The sequence below is a fragment of the Allocoleopsis sp. genome (genome assembly GCF_036703385.1).
Taxonomy (GTDB): Bacteria; Cyanobacteriota; Cyanobacteriia; order Cyanobacteriales; family Coleofasciculaceae; genus Allocoleopsis.
The window spans coordinates 1-2,654 of record NZ_DATNPA010000204.1; the positions used below are offsets into that span (position 1 = coordinate 1).

Annotated in this window: 1 protein-coding gene and 2 pseudogenes; all 3 read left to right on the top strand. The window is 45.7% G+C overall.

What is annotated here, in order from left to right; translation table 11 throughout:
* Positions 1–274 (top strand): annotated as a pseudogene (locus tag V6C93_RS10185) (fused N-dimethylarginine dimethylaminohydrolase/saccharopine dehydrogenase domain-containing protein); the annotation flags it as partial.
* 516 nt (positions 275–790) lie between these two features.
* Positions 791–2,323, top strand: a complete 1,533-nt coding sequence (locus tag V6C93_RS10190; protein WP_333476548.1) for a Swt1 family HEPN domain-containing protein — start codon at positions 791–793, stop codon at positions 2,321–2,323.
* Positions 2,310–2,654, top strand: a pseudogene (locus V6C93_RS10195) (hypothetical protein); the annotation flags it as partial. The gene V6C93_RS10190 and the pseudogene V6C93_RS10195, both read left to right, overlap by 14 nt.

Genomic DNA, 2,654 nt, shown 5'->3' on the forward strand with positions numbered 1-2,654 from the left:
TTTAATTAAAGCTCAAACCGAGTATGCCAAGCAGTTGGAAGGGGCGGATATGATTTTGATGCTCTCCAGTATGCTGCACTCGATTGGGGTGGGGAATATGACACCTGCGGGGGTGAAGATGGTGTGTGTGGATATTAACCCATCGGTGGTGACAAAATTAAGCGATCGTGGTTCTGTCGAATCCGTCGGCGTCGTCACGGATGTTGGTTTATTCCTCAGTTTGCTGGTTCAGCAACTGGATAAATTGACCAGTCCTTATCAGATCGTCGTCTAGGGATTAATGGATATAAAGCCCGCTACTAAGCGGGCTTTGTTTTTTTGTCGTGACTTCCAGTTGAATAAACGGATAGGCGTAGGTTGGGTTGAGGTAAGAAACCCAACATTCATACCTCTTGGTGTTCGGTTTCGCTTGCGCTCTACCCAACATACAATTCGTAACTATCGCTCTTCTGTCACTCCCGGAAAATAAAAATAGCAGCCAACTGATGAAACCCCTACTCAATGGACAGTCTAGTGATCGCTTTCCTGATAGAAACCTATGTCTTAAGTCCCAAGGGTGAAAGGCTTTCTGTGTAAGGCTTCTAGAGTTTTTTCTGGCGAGAGTGACAGAAGAGCGCTATAGCCCTTCTCGATTGGATAAGGTACACTGTGACCTCTCTCCAAACCTCTCTCCTACAAGGAGAGAGGCTTTAATTCTTACTCCCCTTCCCTCGTAGGGAAGGGGTGGGGGGTTAGGTTATTCTGATGTACCTCACGCAAATGAGAACTGCTGTAATCAACCGGACATGATATGACTCAGGGTTCACGCAGGCTGAATAAACAGTTGGTGGATAAAGCACTCGAAGAGATTTTGACCCCAGCGCTGGAACCTTTTATTAGGCGCAGGATGGAGTCCAGATACGGCTCAAACTGGTTGCAGGATGCACCACTGCGTTTGGAAGATTACTACTTTGCCAACAATGACCTCAAATGGAGCGACCCAGCTGCCGTCATAAGTTTATTGCTAGACCAATGGAACGAGGCGTTCTTTGAACGGAACAAGCTTGATAACCGTGAACGCAGTTGGCTCTATGAAATACGGAATACACGCAACGAAGTCAAGCATAATAATGACGTGTTTGACTATGACTATAGCTTTCGCGCCTTGGACAGTATAGAGCGTTTGCTGAGTGCGGCTGATGCGAAAAAAGCTGCCCAGGAGGTGAAGCAGTTAAAAGAACAGTTGCAAAAATCTCCACCAATGGGAGTGCGTCCTGAGTTCCAAGCGCTGATTCAGGAAAAAACCGAGGGCTTTGTTGGGCGGGGATTTGTGTTTAAAGCGATACAGGATTTCCTGACCAGCCAGAGCAAGGGATACTTTATCATTGAAGCAGACCCTGGTGTAGGCAAAAGCGCTATTCTGGCTGAGTATGTGCGGCGCACAAAATGCGTGTTTCATTTCAATATTCGTTCTCAAGCTATCAATCGCGCTGAACAATTTTTGCAGGGAGTCTGTAGTCAAATTATTTCCCGCTACAGCTTGTCTTATCCCTTAAACTTGCCACCGGATGCTACACGAGATGGTAAATTTCTCGCCAAATTATTAGAAGAAGCGAGTGCCAAACTTAAATCAGGGGACAAGCTCGTTATTGCGGTTGATGCACTCGATGAAGTTGACCAAACTGACCATAAAAGCAGCAATATTCTTTATCTACCCGTCACCCTACCCAAGGGAGTTTACTTTGTTCTCACGCAACGATTAATCACCCTACCGTTAAATGTTAATCCCGTTCCCCATCGTTTCGACTTGATGCAGTACCAAGCGGAAAGTTTGCAAGATATCCAAAGTTACATTCGTACTCGCACCCAGAAATCACCCCAGCTACGGGAATGGATTAATGGGCAAGGGTTGAGTGTGGATGATTTTGTCACCCAGCTAGGGAACAAAAGTGAGAACAATTTCATGTATTTGCGCTATGTGCTGGGGGAAATCGAAGGCGGTAAGTACGCAGATTTGACCATCGCCCAACTGCCACAAGGTTTGATGGCGTATTATGAAGACCATTGGCGGCGGATGGGGATGCTGGATGAACCCTTGCCGATGCACAAAGTTGCGATCGTATATTTTTTAGCGGAACTGCGAGAACCTGTTTCCCGGCGTTTGCTAGCTGAGTTATGTGGTGAGAAAGCTGTGCGGGTACAGCAGGTACTCAACGAATGGCAGCAGTTTTTACGGGAAGTGCAGGTTGATGCTGAAACGCGCTACACCATCTATCACCAAAGCTTCTCTGATTTCCTCTATCGCAAGGATATTGTGCAGGCATACGGGGATGACTTTTCTTAATAAGATTAAGGCGAGAATTGTCGATAACTTTAGCGGCGGTGTCAAAACTAAGGATATCAGGAAACATTTAAATAGGCTGGTGTTGGAAGATAGGGACTATGCCTTAAAGCATTTACCAACTCACATGGTTGAGGCGGGTCGGTTCGAGCAGTTGTACCAATGGCTAACTGATTTTGATTTTATTGAGGCGAAGGTTTCCCATCTGGAAATTAAAATTCAGGCGTTAATAGAAGATTATGAGTTGGCTTTGAATTCTGATGTTGTGCTTTCTGGTGAAAAACAGAGAATTCTGAGATTAATTCAAGGGGCGTTACGTCTTTCAGAACATATT